This is a genomic window from Pseudenhygromyxa sp. WMMC2535 (assembly GCF_011083025.2).
Window position 1 is genome coordinate 538540 of the sequence record NZ_JABJWV010000001.1, and the last position, 21667, is coordinate 560206.

Consider the following 21667-nt stretch of genomic DNA (forward strand, 5'->3'; position numbering starts at 1 on the left):
CGCAGCCCGCGCTCACCGCCGCCGGTCAGCGAAAATCCGCCAGCGGGTTGGCGATCTGTCCGGCGAACTGGAGCTTGGCCACGGGCTCGTCGAGGTCGATCATCTGGCGGTGGTTGCGGATCTGCAGCCGGTTGAGACAGGACAAGGTGAAGCTCGGCGCGAACAGATCGTAGCGAGCGAACTTCTCGCCGAGCTCGGGGAAGCGGGCCTGGTAGGCGCGCACGCTCCTGGCCACGGCGGCCCAGAAGTCCTCGGCGGCGAACTCGGCCGTCTCCTCGAGCACCGCGGCCATCAGCCGGAAGAAGTCGTCGAAGATGTCGATGAAGATCGACAGCGCCTTGACGTCCTCGGGGACCTCGAAGTGCATGCGCTCGAGGCCCTCGGGCAGCTCGACCTCGGGCGAGAGGATCGCCGCCTCCTCGGTGATGTCCTTGAGCAGCGCGCGGACCGGGACGTGGCCGTCCATGACCAGGATCAGGTTCTCCCCGTGGGGCATGAACACCAGGTCGTAGCGATAAAAGCAGTGCAGCAGCGGGGCCAGGTAGGCCTCGAAGTAGCGCGCCAGCCAGTCCTCGGTCGACAGCCCAGAGGCAGCGATCATCGCCGGCAGCAGGGCCTCGCCTTCGTCGTCGACGTGGAGCAGGGCGGCCATGGTCATGGCCTGCTGCCCCTCCTGCATCACGCTGGTCGGGCTCTCGCGCCACAGCGCGGCCAGCATCTTGTTGAAGTCGTCGTGCGGCCCGAAGCGCTCGAAGTAGGGGTTGACGTAGCTGACCGAGGCGATCTCGCCGAGCATGCGAAAGCCGGTCTCCTCGATGTAGGGGTCGCTGTAGAGCAGCTGCTCGAGCCACACCGCCATCTTGGGCGCGGTGCCCAGGTAGTAGAGCGGCAGCCCGCGCATGAAGCCCATGTTGAGGATCGACAGCGCCGACTTGACGTAGAATTTCTCGGGCTGAGACACGTTGAACATGGTCCGCACGGACTGCTGGGCGAGGTACTGATCCGGGCCGTAGCCCAGGCAGATCAGGTCGCCATAGGCGATCTCCGAGGCGAACACCGAGGTCAGCTTGTTGAACCACTGCCACGGGTGGATCGGCATGAACAGGTAGTCCGCGGGGTCGCGGCCGGCGGCGATGATCCGCTCGGCGAAGGCCGCCCGCGTGTCCGCGTCGAGCTCCCTGGCGATCAGCGTCTCGTAGGGCAGGTCCTCGGTCCCGGCGTAGACCGCCCGGCGGCGGTGGCCGGCGAGCCACATCAGGGCAAAGGAGTTGCCGGCCTCGGGAGCGTAGGAGCGGTAGTCGGCGCTGTCGAAGCCGATCCGCCCGTTGTTGGCCACGAAGCAGGGGTGGCCCTCGGTCATCGACTGCTCGATGGTCTGGAAGTCGGCGTCGACGAGCTCGCGGGCCGAGGGGTTTTGCTTGGCGAGCTTGAAGGCGCTGCCCTGGAGGGTGCTGAGGATCTCTTCGAGGTAGAGGGGCATGAGCTTGTCGCTGATCCCCAGCTCGGCGCGAAAGGCCTCGATGAAGCGCAGCGCGTCGACGGGGGCGCTGGGCTCGGCGAGGGTGCGGATCGACGCGGCCTCGATGCTCAGGTGGTCCAGAGGCAGGCGCTTGGCCACGAAGGTGTAGGCCTCGCCCGCGGCGCTGCGCAGCTCGTAGCGCGAGCGCCCGCTGGCGAGCGGCTCGACCACGCGGGGCTCGAGCAGACGCTCGTGGGTGAATTCGCAGATCGCCTTGCGGACCAGGGCTCGGTTGGCTCGCTCCCAGCGCTCGCGGCTGAGGTGACGGACGGACTGCTGGGGGCTGACGACGTTGTCTGCTTGGTTCATGGCGCTGCGTTTTTGGGGCTCGCCGGCCGCGCGGATCTCGAGGTGGCGGGCGCGGGTCACGAAGGCGAGCTGGGCGGTCTTGTGCGGGAGCTCGACGACGCGCTCGGTCTCGAAGCCCACGCGCTCGCACAGGGTGAACATCTTCTTGTTGCGGATGTCGGGCTCGACGAGGGCGCGCTCGGCCGCAGGGTCGGCGAACACGAACTCGAGGATCGCCTCGAACAAATGCCAGGTGAAGTTGGGGATCTTGCGGCCGGTGGGCGGGGCGACGATCACGTGGATGCCGCGGTCACCGGGCTGAACCGGGTAGTGCGCGGCGATCAGGTCCTGGCGCGGATCGTAGCGCTCGAGCACGAAGGCCGGGCGGCCCTCGAACTCGCCGACGAAGACCTCGTAGTGCTCGGGGGCCAGCAGCCGCCGATACTCCTCCTCGACCTTGGCCAGGCTCGCGCCCTGGAGGCCCCAGAAGAACGCGTAGTCGCGGTTGACCCAGTCGTGCAAGAAGCCCGCGTCGGCCTCGACCACGAAGGGCCGCAGGCGGACCTCGCCGAAGCCGGGGAGCGCGACGCGAAACACCGCCGGGTCCTTGCGCCGGGCCTTGCCCGCCCGCGGCCGGCTCATGGCCGCCCCCGCCACAGCGCCGCGACCTCGTCGAGGAGCACGCGGATCCCAAAGCTCAACATCGAGGTCAGGGGGATCGCCGCGACCACGCCCCAGGTCCCCAGGGTCTGGTAGCCGACCACGCTCATGCCCCAGCAGATCACCACCCACTGGATCACGTAGAGCGAGGTCACGCGGGCGCTGGCGTAGTCGAGCAGCGCTCGCAGGCGCCCGCGCTCGCGCCTGCGGATCAGCCGGTGGACGACCCACAGCGCCACGAGGTTGACCCCGATCAGGTAGATGATCCCGCCGAAGCCGAGGTGGAAGAAGTCGACGAAGTGCGTCTGCGGCCACGCGGCGATCAGCGCCACGCCAGGCACGATCAGGCACAGGCCATAGACCAGCCCGCGGCGAAACAGGCGGTCCTCGTCGCCGTGCTCGCAAAACTCGGCGCCCAGGAACATCCCGAACAAGATCGCGGCGAACCACGGAAAGACCGGGAAGTAGACGTTCCACTGCGTCCCCCACAGCAGGTCGAGCACGCCGTCGATCCCCGCCACGCCGACGTGTAGCCCGCGCAGCAGGTGGGTGCCGGCGGCGAACACCGCGGCCCAGACCAGCAGCCAGTACTTGCTGCCCGCGGACCACCTGCGGATCAGCCCCATCATCATCGAGCACAGCCCGGCGAGCTGGAGGATGTCGCCGGTCATCAGCATGTAGAGCAGCTGATCGGGCCGCGCTGGCGGCGTCCAGCCGTAGGCCGCGATGAAGGCGTCGGGGAGCAGGCCCAGGGCCGCGGGGACCACGAACTTGAGCAGGTTCATGGCGTAGCCGATGGCCATCAACATCAGCCCGCGGCGCATCGGCCCGGTCACGCTCTGGTCGCGGGAGAGCATGAAGGAAAAGCCCATCGCGACCAGGAAGGCGGCCGTCCCCTTGCCCAAGAAGTGCAAGGCCATGCCCAGGCCCGACTCGGTCTGGGTCTCGACGCTGCCGTACATCCACAGCGTGTGGACCATGATCATGATCACCACGCTCAGCCCGCGGCCGACGTCGATGGTCTCGACCCGCCCGAGCCGCCGCGCGCCCTCGCTCGGGGCCGTGTCTGCCCCGCTCAAGGTCGCTCCTCATTGCCCGCGGCTGCGGCTGCGGTCGGGGTCGCGGCTGCGGTCGCGGCGGGCGGGCGAAAGTCCGCGAGCGGGTTGGCGACCATGTCCGAGAAGCGCAGGCTCGACGCCGGATCCCCGAGGTCGAGGAGCTGACGAGCGTTGCGCAGCTGGAGCCGGTTGATGCACGAGAGCATGAAGCGCGGCGCGAACAGGTCGTCCCTCGCAAAGCGCTCGCCGAGTTCGGGGTGGTCGTCTTGGTACTGCTCGACGCACTCGGCCACGGCGCGCCAGAACACGACCTCGGACAGACCGCACTGGTCGGCCATGATCGGCGCCAGGAAGCGGAAGAAGCAGTCGAACACGTCCATGAAGATGTGCAGCGAGCGCTCGTCCTCGGGGAAGTCCACGGCCATGCGCCGGACCGCCTCGGGCATGGTGTGCGCGGGGCGGAAGACCAGCGCCTCCTCGCCGATGTCCTTCATCAGCGCGCGCGCGGGCATGCCTCCGCGCAGCCCGAGGATCAGGTTCTCGCCGTGGGGCATGAACACGAGCTCGTGGGCGAAGTAGCAGTGCAGGACCGGGCGCAGGTAGACGTGGAGGTAGCGGCGCAGCCAGGCCTCGGGATCGAGGGCGTGGTGCGAGAGCAGCTCGGCGAGCAGCGAGCGCCCGCCGAGGTCGAGGTGGAGCAGCGCCGCCATGGTCATGAACTGCTCGCCCTCGGCCGCCCGGCGCAGCGGGCTCTCGCGCCACAGCGCCGCGACCAGCTTGTTGAGCCGGCTCGACCGCGGCCCGGCGCGCTCGTAGCTGCGGCTGCGGTAGCCGACGGTCGCGAGCTCGCGCAGGATCTCGAAATTGCACTCGGCCAAGGTCGCGTCGCCGCGCACGAGCTCGTCGACCCATTGGTTGATCGCCGGCGTGGCCTCCATGTAGTAGGGCGAGAGCCCGCGGACGAAGCCCATGTTGACGATGCCCAGGGCGGTCTTGATGTAGCAGCGCCGCGGGTGGCTGAGGTTGAAGGCGGTGCGGATGCTCTGCTGCGGCTGGTAGCGGTCCTCGCCCTCGCCCAGCGCGACCAGCTCGCCGCGGGCGATATCCCCGGCCAGCGCGGTGCACAGGTGGTTGCGCCACTGCCAGGGGTGGACCGGGATCAGCAGATAGTCCGCCGGATCCAGCCCGCGCGCGCCGAGCTCGGCCTCGAGCCGCGCCCGCTCCTGCGCGCCGAGCTCCTCGGTGATGAAGTCGGCGTAGTCGATGCCCTCGATGGCGTGGAAGGCCGCGCGATCCCGGCGCCCGGCCAGCCACAGGTAGCGCATCGGCACCGCGGCCTCGGGCACGAAGCGCCGGCGCTCGTCGAGGTCGAAGCCAAGGCGCGCGGCGTTGGCCACGAAGCAGGGGTGGCCGGCGGTCATCGCCGTCTCGACGGTCTGAAAGTCGGCCGTCGCCAGGGTCGCCGCGTCCTCGCGCTGGTTGCAGCGCTTGTAGGCGTCGCCCTCCAGGGTCGCGCTGAGCTCCTCGAGGTAGGCGATCAGCTGATCCCCGGCCAGGCCCAGGGTCTCGCGGAAGTCGAGGGCGAACTCGAGGGCGTCGAGGTCGAGCCCGGCTTCATGACCAGCTTCATGCTGGCGACGCTGGATCGAGTCCGGGTCGACCTCCCAGTGATCCAGGCCCCAGCGCCGGGCCACGAAGGTGTAGCGACGCCCCGGCGCCTCGGCGACCAGGGCGTAGCTCCCGTCGCCCACGGCCGCGGGCGCGAGCAGGCGCTCGTGGCTGAACTCGGCGATCATCTTGGCGACCATCGCCCGAGTCGCCGCGCGCCACGGCTCGGGGCGCAGGTGGGCCAGAGAGTCCGACGGACCCGAAGAAGAAGCTTGGACGGGGAGGTTGGTCATCGCGGCTCATGCTCCGAGGCCCGCGCGAGGGCCCGGCTCAGGTCCTCGCGCGTGCAAAAAGACAGCATCGCGACCTTGCCCGGGGCCGTGGGCGTGGCGGGCAGGTCGATGGGGCCGATCTCGCGAAAGCCAAAGGCGCGGTTGATCGCCCGGATCTTGTGGTTGCGCTGGTCCGGCTCGACGACGATGCGCTCGACGGCGGGGTCGGCGAAGAGCAGGTCGAGCACGGTCTTGAAGGCCGCGCGGCTGAAGCCCGGGATGCGCTCGGTCTCGAGGGGCGGCGGCGCGAGCAGGATGTGCAGCCCACGGTCGCTGGGCCGGGCGTCGTAGAGCCCCGCGAAGGCCTCCTCGATCGGCGAGTAGAGCTCCGTCAAGAAGGCCGGAGCCCCGGCGAAGCTGCCGATCAGCGCGCGCACGTGGGCCGGGGCCACGATCTCGCGGTAGGCCGCGGTCACGCCCGCGCGGTCGAGGCCCTGCATGCCCCAGTAACGCGCGTAGTCGCGGCGGACCCAGTCGTGGACCGTGGCCATGTCTCCGGGGATCTCGAGTTCGCGCAGCGAGAACCGGCCCACGCCGGGCTGCTCGACCTCGAACGACGACGAGCCCGCGTCGAGGACCTCGCCTGCCCCGCGACGCTCGGCACCCGCACCCGCGCTCACGCCCCCACCTCCACCGTCGCGCCCGCGTCGAGGACCTCGCCCGCCGGCGCGGCCGAGATGAAGCGCCCGCCGAATACGGCGAAGATCGCCATCGCGATGAAGAAGCCCCCGGCCGCCACGAAGAAGGGCAGCGTCAGGCCGCCGGCCGAGACCGCCGCGCCCGCGGCCCAAAACGCGACCAGCGCTCCGCCCTGCTGGCAGAGGTTCATGCGGCTGAAGTCCTCGGCGTAGCGCTCCGGCGGGCTGATCTCGAAGAGCGCCAGGTCGAGGTCGACGATGCCCCGAAACGCGGCCCAGCCGAACACCAGGCGCCCGCCGATGATCGCCGCGGGGTGCGGGACGGCCTGGAGCAGGACGCCGAGCAAGACCAGGGCGAGGACCGTGGACAGGCTCCACGAGCGGCTCCAGCCCACGCGCTGGGCCGCGAGGGCGAGCAGCGAGGCCAGCGCCGGGATCGCGTAGATCCAGCCGGCGATCAGCTCGCTGCCAAGGCTCGTGCGCGCGCTCCAGTACTCGACGAAGAAGGGGCGCAAGATGTAGTCGCTGAAGTAGACCACGACCATGATCACGCCCAGGCGGGCGAGCGGGCCGAGGCCCCAGATCTTCGCGGGCGTGGACGCGGGCGTGGACGAGGCCGTGGGCACCGTGGTCGTTGGCGCCAAACCAGACTCGAGCTCGGACTCGGACTCGAGCGTGACCTCGGGCACCCGCGCGCCGCGGCGAACCAAGGCGATCGACACGCCCATCTGCAAGAAGTCGCCCGCGGCCATGACCAGGTAGGCCGCCCGCGGGTCGTTGTGCTCGAGCACCCAGCCGCCGATCGTCGCCCCGAGGATCCCCCCGAGGTGAACGATGACGGCGAGCAGCCCGATCGTGTCGGCGTGGCGCGCCTTGGGCTCGATGCGCATCACGTAGGGGTAGACCAGCAGGTAGCTGGCCTTGAACACGATCATCCCCAGCGAGCACAGCCAAAACATCCACAGCTGCGTGGTCGAGAAGCTCGCCAGCGCCAGCAGCCCGGCGCCGAGCTGGCCGACGCAGAGCAGCTGCAAGGTCGTGAACCGCCGCTCGAGCCGGGCCCACAGCGGCAGGACCAGCATCACGATCAGGCAGGTCGCGGCCAGATAGATCCCGACGTGCTGCGGATCCGCGACGCCAAAGGCCTCGGCGAAGAGCCGCGGGTAAAAGGGGATCAGCGTGGCGTCGGTGACCACCGCCACGGCTGTGGTGGCGATCAGCAAGTCACGCTGACGCCGCGGGCTGACCCCCGAGCTCACGCCGCGCTCTCTCCTCGCAGGTCCGCGCGCACGGCCCCGGCGAGGTCGCCGGTGCCGAAGCGGGTGAAGGCCGTGCGCTTGGGCAAACGGTAGCGCTCGCGGCCGAGCACCGTGTTGATGATCCGCCCGTTGCGGTAGGCGCAGATCCCCAGGTCCGGGGCCGCGACGCCGTGGGTGTGGATGTCGGCGTTGACCACGAAGATCTTCCCGCCGATCTGCGCCGAGGTGTGCACGGCGTGGTCGAGGTCGAGGGACAGGCGCCCGCTGGCGTCGCGCACGAGCTCGGACTCGAGGGGCGCGAGGAAGTCGGGCTGGCGGTGGCGGTAGCCCGTGGCGAGGATCAGCAGGTCGGTCTCGTGCTCGAAACGCACCCCGGTCTCGGTGTGCTCGCAGACCAGGCGCAGGCTGCCGTCGGGGAGCTCGTGGACCTCGCGCATGGCCACGGTCTGGCGCAGCTCGACGTCGGGGTGGCCGTACTCCACGGCCTGGCGGTAGAGCTCGTTGTGGATGTCCTCGAGGGTGTCGGTGGAGATGCCCTTGTAGTGGCGCCACTGGCTGGAGACGAGGGCGTCGCGGGTCGCCTCGGGCAGGGCGTGGAAGTACTTCACGTACTCCGGCGTGGTCATCTCGAGCACGAGCTTGGTGTAGTCCAGGGGCGCGAAGGCGCAGGTCCGGGTCAGCCAGCTGATCCCCGTGCGCGGCCCGGGGCGGCGGCGCAGCAGGTCGAGCATGACCTCGGCCCCGGACTGGCCCGAGCCGATCACCGTGACCCGCGGCGCGGCCGTGACCTCGGCGAGGCGATCGAGGTACTCGCCCGAGTGCAGCCAGCGCTTGCTGTCCACGCTGCGCACGCAGTCCGGGACCCAGCCTTGGGTGCCGATGCCCACGCTGAGGTTGCGCGCCCCGACCTCGCTGGCCTTGCCCTCGGCGTCGCGCAGCGCGAGCACGAAGCGCTCGCGGGTCGCGTCCCACTCGACGCGCTCGACCACGGTCTGAAAGCGGATGTTGTCGAGGCGGGCGATCGCCCAGCGCAGGTAGTCCTCGTACTCGCGGCGCATCATGTGGAAGCGCTCGCGCACGTAGAAGGGGTACATGCGGTCGACGTCGGCCAGGTAGGCGAGGAAGGACAGCGGGTGGGTCGGGTCGACCATCGAGACCAGGTCGGCGAGGAAGCTGACCTGGAGTCGGGCGTCGTCGAACATCAGGCCGCGGTGCCAACGCAGCTCCGCGCTGGCGTCGAGGGCCACGAAGTCGAGTTCGTCGACGGTCGAGGCCAGCGCGGCGAGGCCGAGGTTGAAGGGCCCGCAGCCGATGGCCAGCAGGTCGTGGGGGGCGTTGGAATCGCGCAGGGTCGTCATGATCGCGCTCCTTCGGTGTTGGAGATCCGGGGGTTTAGAGGGTTCGAGGCGCCGTCGTTGGCGGAGCTGCCCGCGGTGACGGCCATGTCCCGGCCCGTGCGCACCACCGCCGCCAGCAGGGCGTCGATGTCGGCGCGGCTCGTCCGGGGGTTGAGCAGCGTGAACTTGAGGCAGAGGCGATCGACCTGCGAGCTCTGCGAGCGCACCTTGGTCCGGCCGATCAGCGCCTCGCCGGACTCGAGCAGGCGCAGGCGGATCGCCGCGTTGATCTCGTCGAGGGTGGTCTCGTCGGCCAGGGTCGGCGGGCGGTAGCGGAACACCACCGTGGTCAGCTCGGCGGCCGAGACCAGCTCGAGCTCGGGCTCGTCGAGGATCAGCGCCTGGGCGTAGCGGGCGAGCTCGTGGCAGCCGTCGACCATGCGCTCGAGGCCCTCGCGGCCCAGGCCCAGGAAGGTCGCCGCGACCTTGAGGGCGTCGGCCCGGCGCGTGGTCTGCAAGCTGCGCCCGAGCAGGCCCGAGTAGCCGAAGCGCGCCTCGTCGAGGGGGTTTAGGTACTCGACGTTGCGCTCGGTCGAGCCGAAGCAGCCGACGTCGGCGACCAGCAGCACGCTCGCGGCCGCCGGCTGCCAGCCGATCTTGTGCAGATCCAAGGTGATCGAGTCGGCGAGCTCGATGCCCTGCAGGCGCGGGGCGAGGCGGCGGGAGAAGAGCGCGCCAAAGCCATAGGCCGCGTCGGCGTGCAGCCAGATCCCGCGCGCGCGGGCGATCTCGGCCAGCTGCGGGAGCGGGTCGACGGTGCCGAAGTCGGTGGTCCCGGCCGTGGCGACGATCGCCACCGGCGTGCGATCGCTGCCCAGGGCATCGAGGCGCTCGCGCAGGGCCTGGACGTCCATGCGTCGGCAGCGATCCACGGGCACGGGGATCACCGCGTCCTCGCCGAGACCCAGGGCCGCGCAGGCCCGGTGCACGGAGAAGTGGGCGGCCGCCGAGCAGAGCACGACCGGGCCGGGGATCTTGGCGATCCCCTCGCGGCGGATGTCCACGCCCAGGCGCCGCCCGGCGGCGTCGCGGGCGAGCATCAGCCCGAGCAGGTTGGACATCGAGCCGCCCGGGGTCATCACCCCGCCCGAGCGCGCGCCGAGGCCCGCGAGCTTGGTCAGCGCGCAGATCACCCAGCGCTCGATGGCGATCGCCGAGGGCCCCGAGTCGAAGGTGTCGACGGAGGCGTTGACGATGCTCGCCAGGGCGTCGGCGGCCGTGGCCAGGGCCAGGGTCGGCGGCTGGAGGTGAGCGACGGCGGCCGGGTGCGTCAGGTCCAGGCCGTGGCGCGCGAGCACGTCGGCGACGCGGGTCAGGGCCTCGCGCTCGCCGATCCCGACCTCGGGCAGCTCCGCCGCGCCGAGCTCGGCCATCGCGACCTCGAGCACCTCCAGGGCCGAGCCCGAGGGCAGCGGCCCGTCGGGGCGATGAAAGCTCGACAGCGAGGCCAAGGAGAGATCCGTGACGAAGCGCGCCAGACCCTCGCTCGATCCGGCCCAGCTGACCCTCGGCTCCGCGTCTCCCCCATCCGCCGGCCGCGGGCTCGAGGGCTGAGCGGCCCGCGAGCTCGCGCCTTGTTTGGGCGAAGCCGAAGATTTGGGCGAAGCCGAAGGTTTGGGCGAAGCCGAAGGTTTTGGCGAGGGTTCGGGCTTGGGCTGTGGCTGCGGCTGCATCGAAGACTCCAGGGCGTACAAACACGTCGCGACGCCGCGTCGGCCCCCGCGGGTGGGCGGGGTCCGAGGCAGGCTCGCGGTCGAAGAGGGGCGGTGACTTTCTAGAGAGCGCTCGGGTCAGCGCGGACGCGCTCAGGGCAGCGCGTGCACACCGTAGAAGTAGCCATCCATGGAGAAGGCCTCGGTCATGGCGTTGGTCGTCGGGTCGATCTGATAGACCACGGTGTTGGCCCCGGCGTCCTCGGTCTCGCCCACGTAGAGCAGACCGTCGGTAGCGACCGCGGCGAAGCCGATCGCCGAGAAGGGCGCGCCCTCGACCGCCTCGACCGTGGGCTGATCCCCCAGCTCGATGCGCCAGGTCTGGTGGGCGTTGGAGTCCCAGAAGGTGAAGTCGACGGGCTCGACGCCCTCGGGCAGCTGCGCGGGGTCGAAGATCTTGAAGAAGCCCACGCCCGAGCTTTGCTCGGCGGTCCCGAGCTCGGTGATCGCCTCGAGCCCGCCGGTCAGCTCGGGGATCGAGAAGTAGTAGTCCGCGTCGAAGTCGGTCTCGCCGGCGGGGATGCGCAGCAGGCAGTTGTCGGCGGCCTCCCCTGCCCCGGCGTTCTCGAACATCTGCGCCGAGTAGTTGCGCCCGTCGCCGAGCACGTAGGCGTTGCCCGCGGCGTCGAACACCGGCCGCCCGCCGCTGGCGCAGCGATCGTCCTCGGCGACCGCGACGACCTCGAGGGCCTTGGGGTCGACGATGGTCAGCGAGACCTCCTGGAGGATCCGCGCGCCGTTCCAGTCAGCCCAGCGTCCGGGGATGTAGACCATGCCGTCGGGGCCCGTGGTCGTGGTCCAGTTCTCGAGGTCGTAGCCGTCGCGCTCGAGGTGCGAGAGGTCGACGGTCCCGGTGATCGTCATCGTCGAGGGGTTCCAGACGATCGCCAGCAGCGAGGTGCTCGACACGGAGACCGCGGTGGTCTCGTCGACCATGGCGTTGCCGTAGTCGATGGCCCCGAGGCCGTAGTTGGCCAGGCTCATGCGCCCGAGCTCGCTGAGCTCGCCGGTGTCGCCGATCTCGAACTTCACCCAGGTCGGCTCCTCGGCCATGCCCACGTAGAGGTTGCGGCCCTCGACGAGGTAGACGGCGTTGCCGGGGATCTCGATCGCGTCCTCGTTGGTCATGTGACCGTCGAGCTCGGGGACCACGGAGAAGTAGGTGGTTCGCCCGACGTCGCTGATCACCACGGAGGACAGGACGTAGCCGCCCTCCCAGGCCTGTTCGCCGCTCTCGCCCTCGCCATCGCTGTCTTCGTCCTGGTCGTCGCCGCCCGCGTCCGTGGAGCAGCCCAGCGCCGGCGCGGCTGCGAAGGTCAGCGCGGCGAGGCCGAGGACGCGCAGCGCCCGAGAGGTGTCGGTGTTGGAGGTCATGGTCATGGTCAGTTCGCTTCTTGGGGGGTGGGTGTGGGGGTACGCAGGCGTCGGGCGAGGGCCAGCAAGCCCACGCCCAGCGCGACAGCCATGAGATCGCCAGTCGCGTTGATCGCGAACTCGCCCTGGGACCAGGCCCGCAGCGGCGCGCAGCCGTTGGCCAGGGCGACGAGCAAGGGGGCCACGAGCCAGCCCAGGCCCGCGGCGGCGGTGACGAGGGCGAGCGCGGCCCGCAGCTCGAGGCGCCAGCCGATCGTCGCGGTCAGGCCCAGGCCCAGGACCAGCCCCGCGCACATCAGCTCGCCGACCGCGTCGCCGCCCAGGCCGTAGCCCAGGGCCCAGGCCGCCAGGACCAACGCCGCAGTCGCCGGCAGCCCGGCGGACATCGCGACCGCGAGCGCCCGGGTCAGGCGCAGCGTGCCGGTGTCGCCCTCGCCCCCCGCTTCGGCCCTACGCTGGCGCTGCGTGTAGATCAGCAGCCCCGTCGCCGACAGCCCGCAGGTCGCCAGGCCCAGCAGCAACCACGCCGCGCGCGTGGCCAGGCCCAACAAGGTGCCGAAGTGCAGCTCGTCGACGAGGCGCAGCAGCGATCCGCCCGCCGAGGGCTGCCCGCCGAACTCGGGCTTGGCCTGTAAAAATTCGCCTCCGTGCCCCTCGTAGAGGTAGTAGAGGACTTCACCGCCAGCGAGGGGCCGACTGCGCTCGAGAGTCACCATCGCATGTGCGCCTGCCCCACCCCACGCGTGCAGGCCCAAACTACGAAAGCTCGCCCCTTCGCTGCGAGCTCGCGCGTCACGATAGAGACTCTCTGGAGCAGCCGACCCCTCGGCTGGGGGAACTTTTGCCTCGCCGTAGAGGGTCTCGTACATCGCGTTGACGTCGCCATCGAAGGCGACCGCGGTGACCCCTGGCAGCAGGACGGTCGACGACAGGCTGTAGAAGGCCCCGGTCATGGCCAGCACGGCCGTGAAGGGCAGCGTCCACGAGCCCACCAAGGTGTGCAGGTCGCCGACCCACAGGCGCAGGCGCTTGCGCCGAGGCCTGCGCGCGAGCTTGGCCCGCGTCGGCCTGTGAACCCACACCCCGCTGGCCACGAGCATCAGCAGGCCCAGACCCACGAGCCCCGTGGCCAGCAGGCCCAAGGTCCGCGGCAACAGCAGCAGCACGTGCAGGTCGATCACGAAGCGCGCCAGGGCGTGGCGCGGGGACACGCCCCAGACCTCGTCGACCCCGCCCTCGCGGCGATCCAGGATCTCGAGGGTGCGCGGGTCCATGTCGATCCCGACCCCCGCCCACTCGCCGCTGTCCTCGAGCCGGTAGAAGTGAAATTGCAGCGGCTCGCCCGGCTCTTGCTCGGCGTCGATGTTCTCGTGAAAGCGCGGGTCCACCTCTTCGGCCGCGCGCGCGACGGCCTCGTCGAAGTCGAAGTCGGCGATCGCGTCGACGCTCGGGTAGTGCTCGCGCGACGCCCAGCGATCGATCTCCGCGGCGAAGGTCGCCAGCGCGCCGCTGAAGAACACCAGCGTGCCGACCACGGCGAGGACCAGGCCGATCCAGCGATGCAGCACATAGAGCCGCGGTCGTGGCCGGCGTAGAGCGTCCTTGGCGTGCTCGCTCATCGTCGTCAGCTTCCGAGCTGCGAGGCCACCGCGACAAGGCTCAGCAGCGCAGCGCCGCCGACCACCGCGCGGGCGCGGCGTTGGTTGGGGGCGGCATAGAGAGCCAGCGCGCAGGCCAGCCAGATCAGCGGGAAGAACACCCCGGGGACGACGATCGCGTCGATGCCCGCCTCGCCTGGAGGGAACCAGGCATTGGCGCCCAAGCAGATCAGCAGCGCGGCCACGAAGGCGCCGAGCAGCGAGCCCGCGGCCTCCCAGCCCAGGCGTTGCTTGGAGGGGTTCTCCATCGTTCTTCATCCTTCTACTAAAAATGAAATCAATTTTCAAAATCACATTTTAGACAATTCTCACGATGTCATACGGTGTTCTTCGGAACTCTGTGCGTGAAAGTCATTTTCAGATAAGACGCTCAGGCCATGCCCACCGGGCTCTTCATCGCCGCGCTGCTCGCTCCTTTGGCCGCGCCTGCTCCCTCGCTTTTGGACGACGCGTCTCCCGACGCCGCTGGCGAAGACGTCGATCCCCCCGAGCTCGATCCGAACGCCGACCCCGACCTCCCCCCTCGGCCGGTCGAAGACTTCCCTTCGCCGACGATCACCCCGAGCCCCGTGCCGGACACGAACACCGGCGACGACGCGCCGGACCTCGAGAGCGAGAGCGACGAGAGCGAGAGCGACGACGAGAGCGAGAGCGACGACGAGAGCGAGAGCGAGAGCGATGGCGAGAGCGAGGACGAGGACGAGGGCGAGTTCGAGGAGGTCCGCGAGATCGTGGTCGAGGAGCAGTCCGAGGCCGAGCGCCTGCGCGAGTCCGCCGAGGCCGTGCAGGTCATCGAGACCGAGACCGCCAAGCGCGAGTCCGCCGACCTCGGCGAGGTCCTCGCCCGGGCCCAGGGCGTGGGCATCCGCCGCGGCGGCGGCCTGGGCTCGAGCTCGCGCCTGTCCCTCAACGGCCTCACCGGCGACCAGGTCCGCGTGTTCCTCGACGGCGTGCCCCTGAGCGTGTCCGGCTTCCCCGAGGGCATCGGCCTGGGCAACGTCCCGGTCAACCTCGTCGAGCGCGTCGAGGTCTACCGCGGGGTCGTGCCGGTCCGCTTTGGCGCCGACGCCCTCGGCGGAGCGATCAACCTGGCCAGCCCAGCGCCCCGCCCCGGAGTCCACGGCGCCGCCTCCTACCAGGGCGGCTCCTTCTCTACGCACCGGCTGACCGCCTCGGCCCAGGCTCTGCTCGCGCCCATCGGCCTGTTCGCCCGGGCCTCGGGCTTCTTCGACACCTCGGCCAACGACTACCCCATCGACGTCGAGGTCGCCGACGACGAGGGTCAGATCAGCACGGCCAGGGTCCGCCGCTTCCACGACGGCTACCGCGCCTACGGGGGCAAGCTCGAGCTCGGGGTCGTCGACCAGCCCTGGGCCGAGCGGCTGATCGTCCGCGGCTTCGCGTCCGCCGTCGACAAGGACATCCAGCACAACATCGTGATGACCGTGCCCTACGGCGAGGTCGAGACCAGCGAGCGCAGCGCGGGGCTGACCCTCGACTACCGCCAGCGCTTCGCGCATCACATCGACTTCGACCTCGTCGGCGGCTACACCTGGAGTCAGACCGACTTCCGCGACATCGGCGAGTGCGTCTACGACTGGTACGGGCGCTGCATCTACCAGCGCTCCTTGGCCGGTGAGCTCGGCCTCGGGCCGATCGATCAGTCGATCTGGGAGCACACCAGCTTTGGCCGCGCCAACCTGCGCTGGCAGCCGCGGGCCGCCCACGGCCTGAGCCTGTCCGTGGCCCCGACCTACGTGACCCGGACGGGCGAAGACCACACCCTCGACGATCCCAGCCTCCGGGATCCGCTGACCGCCCGCCAGGACCTGACGACCATCGTCACGGGCCTGGCCTACACGCTGATCGTCCTCGACGAGCGCCTCGAAAACGAGCTCTTCGTCAAGAACTACGCCCAGCTCGCCCGCGCCGAGGAGCCCCTGCCCGGCGGCGAGCCGCGCGAGCGCAACCGCGACACCTTACAGTTCGGGGCCGGCGACGCCCTGCGCTACCGCTTCGCCCCGTGGATCTGGGCCAAGGCATCCTACGAGTGGGCCACTCGCCTGCCGCGGCCCGACGAGATATTTGGCGACGGCACGCGGATCTCGGCCAACCTCGAGCTCGAGCCCGAGACCAGCCACAACGCCAACCTCGGCCTGACCATCGACGCGCGCCAGACCATCGCCGGGGCCTGGCGCCTCGATCTCAACGGCTTTTGGCGCGGGGCCGACCAGCTGATCGTGCTGCTCGGCAACGACCAGCTCTACACCTATCAAAACGTCTACGAAGCCCGCTCCGTCGGCGTCGAGGCCGGCGGCGGCTGGACCTCGCCCGGGGACTACCTCGCCCTCGACGCCAACTTCACCTACCAGGACTTCCGCAACGTCTCGGACGACGGCGCCTTCGTCGACTACGAGGGCGACCGCATCCCCAACCGGCCCTACATGTTCGCCAACGCCAGCGCGCGCCTACAGCTCTCGGGGCTGGCCACGCCCATCGACGAGCTCTCGCTGACCTGGCGCACGCGCTACGTCCACGAGTTCTACCGCGGCTGGGAGAGCATCGGCCTGGTCGCCTTCAAGCAGGTCGTCCCCGCCCAGCTGACCCACGCCCTGGCCCTGAGCTACGTGATCCGCGGGGACCCGCTCGCGCTGAGCTTCACCGCCGAGCTCCAGAACCTGACCGACGCCAAGGCCTACGACTACTTCGGCGTGCAGCGCCCCGGCCGGGGCGTCTACCTCAAGACAACCCTCGAGTTCTGAGCCGAGGCCCGCGCCCCCCGGCGCCCGCCGAGTCGTGGTAGCGTGGTCCGCGATGTCCGAGGTCGCCAAGGCCGTCAAGCCGCTCTTCGACAAGTTCATCGACTTCTTCGACATCTTCGATCTGTCCTTCTTCGTGTCCGGGGTGACCTTCGTGGCCGCCGTGGCCTGGGCGGGCATGACCCCGCGCCTCGGCGAGCTGCTCGGCATCGGCACGGGCGCGGGCCTCGACGCCGGCGACATCCCGCCCCTGGGCGTGATCGTGCTGATCTTCGCGTCCTATATCTCGGGCATGACCTGCTTCGCCGTGGGTCGCTTCACCCGCACCAAGCTGCGCAAGGGCTGGGCCACGCTGCGCAACCATCCGAGCCGGCTGATCACCTTCGAGGAGCTCGCCCGCCACGGCGTGCTCGTCCGCCACGAGGACATCTCGCCCAGGCAGACGACCACCTGGTGGACGCTGACCGCGTACGGCGAGCACCTGCCCTGGCTGCGCCGCTACGTCCACGGCGAGGACGAGCAAGCGCGCAGCCAAGCCGAGCAGGCCCGCAACGAGAGCGCCCTCTACGTGCGCATGTGGGCCGAGCTGCGCCAGCGCGAGGGCCTCAGCCCCTCCTTCGTGCTCCTGCGCCGCTACTGGGTCAGCGCCGCCACCCTCGACGGGCTGTTCATCGCCGCGCTCACCTGGGTGCTCGTGTTGGGGGTCGAGGGCGAGTGGCTCCCCGCCCTCGTCACCCTCGTCGGGGCCTGCTTCGCGCTCTACGAGGCCGGCCGCTACGACCGCTATCAACGCGAGGAGCTCGTCGCCACCGTGCTCCAGAGCTACGACCTCCACGCCGCGAGCAAGCCGTCCGAGACGGGCCCCCAGGTCGAGGCGCTCGGCGCAGCGAGCGAGCGCCCCGAGCCGGCGCCCCAGGCAGACCAGCCCAGCGCGCCGGCCGAGCCCGCCGCGTCAAACACCCCCGGCGAGACCTGAGCACGGGGCGCCGGCGGGCCGCCCTGGCCGCGCGACTTCGCCCCTGCGACCTGCTTGCTCCAGTGGGTTACCCTGCGCGGATGCGACACGCACTTCGACTGACGATCTGCGCCGCCGGGCTGAGCCTGGCCTGCTCGGACTCGAGCGCCGACGAGGGCACCGAGGGCACCGACAGCACCGCCGACGAGGACAGCAGCGCCGACGAGGGCAGCAGCGGCACCGAAGCCGGGACCGAGACCGGCAGCGAGTCGTCCACCGACACCGACACCGACGTCGGGACCGAGACCGACGCGGGCACCGAGACCGACACCTCGACCACCGGCGGCAGCGAGGGCTCGAGCGCCTGCGAGGACACCGAGCTCCCCCTGCGCGAGGGCGCCGAGATCGTGGTCTCGCCCGGGGCCGAGGGCAAGGTCATGGTCGACGGCCAGGAGACCAGCTTGCGCGCGGTGGTCACGGGCGCGAGCGAGGGCGACACGATCCTGCTCGAGGACGGCACCTACACCTTCACCGAGGCCGGCGACAACGAGTACACCGGCGTCTACGTCACGACCCCCAACATCACGATCCGCTCGGTCAGCGGCGACCCCTCGGCGGTGATCCTCGACGCCGACTACCGCGGCCTCGGCAACCAAAGCGCCGTGATCACCATCGACGCGCCCGGCGTGGCCGTCGCGGGCATCGGCGTGCGCCGCTCGATCTTCCACCTCGTCCACCTGTGGGCCAACGCCGACGACGTGATCCTCCACGATCTCGAGCTGATCGACGGCGGCCAGCAATTCGTCAAGGCCAGCGTGGGCTCCGGCGAGGTCGACGGCGTCGAGGTCTCGTGCACGCGCTTCGAGATGACCGACGCCGGCCGGGCCAACGTGTGGGGCTACGGCGGCCAAAGCGGCAACACCCGCTGCTACACCGGCGGCATCGACACCCACGACTCGACAAACTGGACCGTCCGCGACAGCCACTTCGAGGGCATCTACTGCGACGCGACCGAGCACCCGGCCCACGGCAAGTTCCCCGAGCTGCGCGACGACATGGTCTACACCGGCGGCCTGGCCGAGCACGCCATCCACATGTGGGACAGCGCCGAGGGCAGCGGCCACGTGCTCACCCGCAACACCATCATCAACTGCGCGCGCGGCATCGGCTTCGGCCAAAACGCCGTGGTCCACGGCGGGGTGATCACCAACAACGCGGTCTCGTCGAGCTTCGCCGCCGACGGCAGCCACGACGTGGGCATCACCGTCGACCGCGCCGTCGACACCCTCGTCGCCCACAACACCGTCTACTTCAGCGACCCCAACAGCTACGGCTCGGGCATCGAGTATCGCTGGGCCGAGACCTCGAACCTGAGCCTGCACGGCAACCTCAGCAACCGGCAGATCCGCGCCCGCGACAGCGCCACGGCCACGCTCTCGGACAACCGAGCCGAGGACGCCGACGCCGGGTGGTTCGTCGACGCGGCCGGCGGTGACCTCCACCTGAGCCAGTGCGACGGCCCGGGCGAGGCCGCCCTGCACCCGGAGGTCGGGGTCGACATCGACTTCGAGGAGCGGGACTCGCCCACGGTCATCGGCGCCGACCAGTGCTCGCCCTGAGCCTCCGAGCGCCCCCCGAGCCGTAATGGGCGCGCTCGTCCGCGCCCCTGACCCGAGCCGCAGCGGCACCGCGCGCTGCGGCTCGGCCGCGGACGTCCACCTCTGGCACCAGCGCGAGCCCCTGCCGCGGGACCGTCCACGCCGCCACGATCGATGCTATCAGTTCGGTGATGCTGATCCCCTGCCCCGAGTGCGAGCGCAAGGTCTCGGATCGCGCCAAGGCATGCCCCGACTGCGGCTTTCCAGTCAGCGAGTGGGTCGCCGAGCGCCAGGCCGCCGAGCGCCAGGCAAAGGCCCGAGAGAGCCGCGAGAGGGTCGGCGAGGTCGACTGCCCGGCCTGCGACGCCCGCGGCTTTCGCTCGTGGACCGAGAAGGGCCCCGACGGCGAGTCGCGCTCGCTCTTTTCCTGGTGCATCGACTGCAAGCACAGCGGTCGCGTGCACCAATGCCGCGACAGCGAGGGCTACTACGCCGTCAGCCATGCCGCCCTCGAAGCCTTCCTCACCGGTGAGATCGGCGTGGAGGCCGAGGGCGTGACCGGCCTCGGCGAGTCCCCCGCGCAGGGCTTTCGCTACGAGCAGGCCGGCGAGCTGTGGGACGAGCCCGAGGGCGCTGCGTCCCACGCTGCCGAGGCCAACATCGCCGTCGACGACGCCAGCGCGGACGCCGGATCGAGCGACTGAGCGCGGGCGCCGATGCCGAATGTCGGCCTCCGGCGTGCGCGCCGAAGCGAGTGTTCGAGCCCCTGAGCACGGCCTTGGCGATGCGCAGGGGCGGTGGACAGCCCCACGAACGCGTGTTACCCGGCGCCTTCGTGCTGCTCGCCCTTCGTCTCGAGCCGCCCCACGCTCGTGATGAACGCGATCTCCGAAACCCCCACCAACACTGCTGATCTCTCCTCCGCGACCGAGCCGTCGAGCTCGGCCGAGCCCGAAGCCCAGGCCGAGGCGCAGCCCAAACCCGAAGCTCAGCCCGAGCCCGAAGCTCAGCCCGAGCCCGAAGCTCAGGCCAAGCCCGAAGCTCAGGCCAAGCCCGCGTCCAAGGATCCCTTCGCCGGCGTGCCCGCGCCCCTCGCCGCGGCCATGCGCGACCAGGGCTTCACCGCCCTGACCGCCGTGCAGCGGGCCGCCTGCGCCCCCGAGGCCAGCGGCAAGAACCTGCGGATCTCCTCGGCGACCGGCTCGGGCAAGACCGTCGCCTTGGGCCTGGCCCTCGCCGACGCCCTGCTCGACGGCGAAAAGAAGCGCCGCCGCGGCCCCGCGGCCTTCGTGATCACCCCGACCCGCGAGCTCGCCGCCCAGGTCCAGGGCGAGCTGTCCTGGCTGTTCTCCCGCGTCCGCGGCGTCAACGTCGAGGTCGTCACCGGCGGCGTCGACATCCGCGGCGACTTCCGCCGCCTCGCCCGGCGCCCCGAGATCCTCGTCGCCACCCCCGGCCGGCTCCTGGATCACATCCGCGGCGGCGGCCTCGACTGCAGCGACGTCACCCACGTCGTCCTCGACGAGGCCGACCAGATGCTCGACATGGGCTTCCGCGACGAGCTCGACGCCATCGTCGCGGCCCTGCCCGAAGAACGCGCCAGCCACCTGGTCTCGGCCACCTTCCCCCGCGAGGTCCGCGAGCTCGCCAACCGCTTCCAGGGCGGCGAGGCCCTGCGCGTGACCGGCACGGCCCTCGGCGAGCCGCACAGCGACATCGACGTCACCGCCTACCTCGTCGACGGCGACCTCTACCCCTCCCTGGTCAACCTCCTGCTCCTCGCCCAGGGCCGGCGCTGCCTGGTGTTCGTGCGCCGCCGCGTCGACGCGGCCGAGCTCGCCAGCCAGCTCGCCGGCGACGGCTTCTCGGCCCTGCCCTTCAGCGGCGACCTCAGCCAGGCCCAGCGCACCCGCACCCTCGACGCCTTCCGCCACGGCATCGTCAACACGCTGATCTCCACGGACGTCGCCGCCCGCGGCATCGACGTGCCCGACATCGCCACGGTGATCCACGCCGACCTCCCCGTCGACGTCGCCAACTACGTCCACCGCAGCGGCCGCACCGGCCGCGCCGGGCGCAAGGGCTCGAGCTTCCTGCTCGTCCCCAGCCGCGCCGAGCGGCGGATCCGCGGCCTGCTGCGCAGCGCCAAGGTCGACGCCAGCTGGGGCAGCGTCCCCGGCCCCAGCAAGGTCCACAAGTCGCTGATCAAGCGCATGCGCCGTGAGCTCCACGCGCAGCTCGAGCAGCTCGCCGCCCAGCAGGACACGAGCGAGGAGGTCGAGCTCGAGGCTCCTGCCGAGGCGCCCGTCTTCCCCCCCGACACCGACGACGCCGGACTCGAGCCGATCTCCGAAAACGAGCGCGAGTACGCCGCCAAGCTGCTCGCCGAGAACGACCCCGAGGTCCTCGTCGCCACCTTGCTGCGCATGGCCAAGCCGCCCATGGCCCGCGAGCCCATGGAGATCGTCTCGGGTCGCCGCGCCAAGCGTGACCGCTACGACCGCGACAGCCGCGACAGCCGCGGCGGCCGCGACAGCCGCGGCGGCCGTGACGACCGTGGCCGTGGCCGCGACCGCGACCGCGGACCTCGGCACGACGACAAGCCCGGGGACTTCGTGCGCTTCGAGATCAACTGGGGCCAGCACAGCGGCGCGACCACGGGCCGGCTGCTCGCCCACGTCTGCCGCCGCGGCGGCATCAGCTCGCGCTCGATCGGCCCGGTGCGCATCGGCGGGCGGGCCTCGACCTTCGAGGTCGCGAGCGACGTCGCGGACGACTTCGCGGATCGGGTGGCCAAGCCCGACAAGCGCGATCCCAAGCTGGAGATCCGCCAGCTCGGCGGCGAGTAGGGG

Annotated in this window: 15 protein-coding genes; 5 read left to right on the forward strand and 10 right to left on the reverse strand. The window is 70.8% G+C overall.

The genetic code is table 11. From position 1 onward, the window contains the following. Positions 1-25 precede the first annotated feature (25 nt). The 10 genes from G6O69_RS02020 to G6O69_RS02065 all read right to left on the reverse strand — a co-directional run bounded on the left by G6O69_RS02020 (position 26) and on the right by G6O69_RS02065 (position 13751). Positions 26-2449 carry a GNAT family N-acetyltransferase gene (locus G6O69_RS02020; protein WP_172301833.1) on the reverse strand — a complete coding sequence of 808 codons (2424 nt, stop codon included), beginning with the start codon at positions 2447-2449 and terminating at the stop codon, positions 26-28. Further along, the gene (locus G6O69_RS02025; protein WP_172301834.1) at positions 2446-3546 is read right to left on the reverse strand and encodes a heparan-alpha-glucosaminide N-acetyltransferase domain-containing protein; all 1101 of its coding nucleotides are present in this window, start codon (positions 3544-3546) and stop codon (positions 2446-2448) included. The genes G6O69_RS02020 and G6O69_RS02025 overlap by 4 nt, the downstream gene beginning before the upstream one ends. Beyond that, entirely contained in the window at positions 3543-5426 is a 1884-nt protein-coding gene (locus G6O69_RS02030; protein WP_172301835.1) for an IucA/IucC family siderophore biosynthesis protein, read from the reverse strand. The genes G6O69_RS02025 and G6O69_RS02030 overlap by 4 nt, the downstream gene beginning before the upstream one ends. Next, entirely contained in the window at positions 5423-6085 is a 663-nt protein-coding gene (locus tag G6O69_RS02035) for a GNAT family N-acetyltransferase (protein WP_172301836.1), read from the reverse strand. The genes G6O69_RS02030 and G6O69_RS02035 overlap by 4 nt, the downstream gene beginning before the upstream one ends. Further along, positions 6082-7362, reverse strand: a complete 1281-nt coding sequence (locus G6O69_RS02040; RefSeq protein ID WP_172301837.1) for an MFS transporter — start codon at positions 7360-7362, stop codon at positions 6082-6084. Before G6O69_RS02040 ends, G6O69_RS02035 begins: the two co-directional genes overlap by 4 nt. After that, on the reverse strand, positions 7359-8720 hold the full coding sequence (locus tag G6O69_RS02045) for a SidA/IucD/PvdA family monooxygenase (protein WP_172301838.1): 1362 nt from the start codon (positions 8718-8720) through the stop codon (positions 7359-7361). Before G6O69_RS02045 ends, G6O69_RS02040 begins: the two co-directional genes overlap by 4 nt. Next, complete coding sequence (locus tag G6O69_RS02050; protein WP_172301839.1) at positions 8717-10432, reverse strand: pyridoxal-dependent decarboxylase; 1716 nt, start codon at positions 10430-10432, stop codon at positions 8717-8719. The genes G6O69_RS02045 and G6O69_RS02050 overlap by 4 nt, the downstream gene beginning before the upstream one ends. 132 nt (positions 10433-10564) lie before the next feature. Beyond that, positions 10565-11851: a DUF4374 domain-containing protein gene (locus G6O69_RS02055; RefSeq protein WP_172301840.1), complete on the reverse strand. Its 1287-nt coding sequence runs from the start codon at positions 11849-11851 to the stop codon at positions 10565-10567. Positions 11852-11853: 2 nt separating this feature from the next. Continuing rightward, positions 11854-13464 carry a PepSY-associated TM helix domain-containing protein gene (locus G6O69_RS02060; RefSeq protein ID WP_172301841.1) on the reverse strand — a complete coding sequence of 537 codons (1611 nt, stop codon included), beginning with the start codon at positions 13462-13464 and terminating at the stop codon, positions 11854-11856. A 5-nt stretch (positions 13465-13469) separates the two neighbouring features. After that, positions 13470-13751: a hypothetical protein gene (locus G6O69_RS02065; protein ID WP_172301842.1), complete on the reverse strand. Its 282-nt coding sequence runs from the start codon at positions 13749-13751 to the stop codon at positions 13470-13472. 129 nt (positions 13752-13880) lie between these two features. Here G6O69_RS02065 and mxcH point away from each other — a divergent pair, with 129 nt between their 5' ends. The 5 genes from mxcH (at position 13881) to G6O69_RS02090 (ending at position 21664) form a co-directional block, all read left to right on the forward strand. Then, on the forward strand, positions 13881-16265 hold the full coding sequence (gene mxcH / locus G6O69_RS02070; RefSeq protein ID WP_172301843.1) for a TonB-dependent siderophore myxochelin receptor MxcH: 2385 nt from the start codon (positions 13881-13883) through the stop codon (positions 16263-16265). Between the two features lie 52 nt (positions 16266-16317). Beyond that, entirely contained in the window at positions 16318-17238 is a 921-nt protein-coding gene (locus G6O69_RS02075; RefSeq protein ID WP_172301844.1) for a hypothetical protein, read from the forward strand. A gap of 80 nt (positions 17239-17318) precedes the next feature. After that, entirely contained in the window at positions 17319-18836 is a 1518-nt protein-coding gene (locus G6O69_RS02080) for a hypothetical protein (protein ID WP_172301845.1), read from the forward strand. A gap of 170 nt (positions 18837-19006) precedes the next feature. Beyond that, entirely contained in the window at positions 19007-19519 is a 513-nt protein-coding gene (locus tag G6O69_RS02085) for a zinc ribbon domain-containing protein (RefSeq protein ID WP_172301846.1), read from the forward strand. A gap of 93 nt (positions 19520-19612) precedes the next feature. Next, on the forward strand, positions 19613-21664 hold the full coding sequence (locus G6O69_RS02090; RefSeq protein ID WP_176396579.1) for a DEAD/DEAH box helicase: 2052 nt from the start codon (positions 19613-19615) through the stop codon (positions 21662-21664). Positions 21665-21667: the final 3 nt, after the last annotated feature.

What these genes read in the sequence shown, in the direction of transcription:
- G6O69_RS02020 (WP_172301833.1), bottom strand. Translation starts at nt 2,449, where the DNA reads ATGAGCCGGCCGCGGGCGGGCAAGGCCCGGCGCAAGGACCCGGCGGTG.
- G6O69_RS02030 (WP_172301835.1), bottom strand. Translation starts at nt 5,426, where the DNA reads ATGACCAACCTCCCCGTCCAAGCTTCTTCTTCGGGTCCGTCGGACTCT.
- G6O69_RS02045 (WP_172301838.1), bottom strand. Translation starts at nt 8,720, where the DNA reads ATGACGACCCTGCGCGATTCCAACGCCCCCCACGACCTGCTGGCCATC.
- G6O69_RS02050 (WP_172301839.1), bottom strand. Translation starts at nt 10,432, where the DNA reads ATGCAGCCGCAGCCACAGCCCAAGCCCGAACCCTCGCCAAAACCTTCG.
- G6O69_RS02055 (WP_172301840.1), bottom strand. Translation starts at nt 11,851, where the DNA reads ATGACCATGACCTCCAACACCGACACCTCTCGGGCGCTGCGCGTCCTC.
- G6O69_RS02060 (WP_172301841.1), bottom strand. Translation starts at nt 13,464, where the DNA reads ATGAGCGAGCACGCCAAGGACGCTCTACGCCGGCCACGACCGCGGCTC.
- G6O69_RS02065 (WP_172301842.1), bottom strand. Translation starts at nt 13,751, where the DNA reads ATGGAGAACCCCTCCAAGCAACGCCTGGGCTGGGAGGCCGCGGGCTCG.
- mxcH (WP_172301843.1), top strand. Translation starts at nt 13,881, where the DNA reads ATGCCCACCGGGCTCTTCATCGCCGCGCTGCTCGCTCCTTTGGCCGCG.
- G6O69_RS02075 (WP_172301844.1), top strand. Translation starts at nt 16,318, where the DNA reads ATGTCCGAGGTCGCCAAGGCCGTCAAGCCGCTCTTCGACAAGTTCATC.
- G6O69_RS02080 (WP_172301845.1), top strand. Translation starts at nt 17,319, where the DNA reads ATGCGACACGCACTTCGACTGACGATCTGCGCCGCCGGGCTGAGCCTG.
- G6O69_RS02085 (WP_172301846.1), top strand. Translation starts at nt 19,007, where the DNA reads ATGCTGATCCCCTGCCCCGAGTGCGAGCGCAAGGTCTCGGATCGCGCC.